The sequence below is a fragment of the Ideonella sp. B508-1 genome, assembly GCF_000333615.1.
Lineage (GTDB): Bacteria > Pseudomonadota > Gammaproteobacteria > Burkholderiales > Burkholderiaceae_C > Ideonella.
This window is the reverse complement of the sequence record NZ_BADL01000492.1, coordinates 1-2,051: the sequence shown is the minus strand read 5'-3', so window position 1 is coordinate 2,051 and position 2,051 is coordinate 1. Positions and strand designations below refer to the sequence as shown.

At 67.6% G+C, this 2,051-nt stretch carries 2 protein-coding genes; both read left to right on the top strand.

The window, feature by feature from the left end; translation table 11 throughout:
• The coding region (gene hflX, locus I73_RS29225; protein ID WP_022982141.1) for a GTPase HflX at window positions 1-970 on the top strand (970 nt) is incomplete at its 5' end.
• A gap of 26 nt (window positions 971-996) precedes the next feature.
• A partial coding sequence (gene hflK / locus I73_RS19415) for an FtsH protease activity modulator HflK (RefSeq protein ID WP_374701968.1) occupies window positions 997-2,051 on the top strand: 1,055 nt, incomplete at its 3' end.

The following is a 2,051-nucleotide window of genomic DNA, read 5'->3' as shown; positions in this document are numbered from 1 at the left end:
ATTTTTGACCAGGGCCTGTTCCCCAGCCCAGCAGCGCAATCTCGAGCGCCACCTGGGCGTGGCGGTGTCGGACCGCACGCCCTTGATCCTCGAGATCTTGCGGGCGCGGGCCCAGAGCCACGAGGGCAAGCTGCAGGTGGAACTGGCTCGCCTGCAGTACATCGCCACCAGGCTGGTGCGGCGCTGGACCCACCTGGAGCGTCAGCAGGGCGGCATCGGCACCCGCGGTGGCCCTGGCGAAGCCCAGATCGAGCTGGATCGTCGCATGATTGGCGACCGGATCAAGCAGGTCAAGCTGCGGCTGGAGAAGGTCAAGCGCCAGCGCGGCACGCAGCGCCGTGCGCGCGAGCGCAGCGGCACCTACCGGGTCTCCCTGGTGGGCTACACCAATGCGGGCAAGTCCACGCTCTTCAATGCGCTGGTCAAGGCCCGCACCTACGCCGCCAATCAGCTGTTCGCCACCTTGGACACGACCACCCGTTCGCTGTACCTGGGCGAGGCCGGGCGATCCGTCTCGCTGTCCGACACCGTCGGTTTCATCCGGGACCTGCCCCACAAGCTGGTGGAGGCCTTCCGGGCAACCCTGCAGGAAGCGGCTGACGCCGACCTGCTGCTGCACGTGATCGATGCCTCGAGTCCGCTGCTGCACGAACAGCAGGTGGAGGTGGAGCGGGTGCTGGAGGAGATCGGCGCCGAGTCGATTCCCCAGATCCTGGTCTACAACAAGCTCGATGCCATCGAGCCGGGTCAGCATCCGCGTGTTCTGCGCGATGAACTGGAACTGGGGGCCGGACGCCGTGTTCCCCGGGTTTTCGTGAGTGCGCTCACAGGAGAGGGCCTGGACGTGCTGCGGCAGCTCATCGCGGAGCACGCAGGGCCCATCCCCGACACGGTGGATGATGGCACGGTGCAGTTGTTGCCCGACGGCAGTCCTGCTGGCGCGTCCCGGCCTCCGGCTGACTATCATTGAAACCAAGATTTCAACCTGGCATGACCATGCGAGACCACACCCTGGCACCTCCTTCCTGGCCGCAGCGACTCCATGCGCTGACCCTGGCTGCCCGAGATCTGCTGCAGGGCGGCTGGGCGCGGCTGCGCGGCGCCACGGTGACGCTGAACAACGGACGCAACGACGGCCCGCCGGATCTGGACGAACTCTGGCGGGACTTCAACCGCAAGCTCTCCGGCATGTTCGGTGGCAAGCCCTCGGGGCCCACGCCCGAGGGGGGCGGCTCGGGCAACTTCCAGCCTGACATGAAGAGCGCTGGCAAGGGCGTGGCCCTGATCGCCGGGGTGGTGGCGCTGATCTGGCTGGGCAGCGGCGCCTTCATCGTGCAGGAAGGGCATCAGGCGGTCATCACGACCTTCGGCCGCTACAGCGCCACCCTCGGGGCGGGCTTTCAGTGGCGGCTGCCGTACCCCTTCCAGGCCCACGAAATCGTGCCGGTGACGCAGTTGCGCTCCGTCGAGGTGGGCGGCACGGGCGTGGTGCCCGCCACGGGCCTGCGCGACTCGTCCATGCTGACCCAGGACGAGAACATCGTCGACATCCGCTTCACGGTGCAATACACCCTCAAGGATGCCCGGGCCTTCCTGTTCGAGAACCGGGACACCGAGCAGGCGGTGGTGCAGGCGGCCGAATCCGCGGTGCGCGAGATCGTCGGCCGCAGCAAGGTGGATGGCGTGCTGTACGAGCGGCGGGATGCGATTGCGGCCGAGCTGGTCCAGTCCATCCAGAGCCAGTTGGACCGGCTGGATGCCGGTGTGAGCATCAAGAACGTGAACCTGCAGAACGTGCAGGTGCCCGAGCAGGTGCAGGCCGCCTTCGACGACGCCGTGAAGGCGGGCGCCGACCGGGATCGTTTCAAGAATGAAGGCCAGGCCTACGCCAGCGACGTGATTCCCAAGGCGCAGGGCACGGCGGCCCGGTTGCTCGAGGAGGCTCAGGGCTACAAGTCTCGGGTGGTCGCGCAGGCGGAGGGTGACTCCCAGCGCTTCCTGTCGGTGTACCGCGAGTACCAGAAGGCGCCGGGGGTGACCCGGGACCGCCT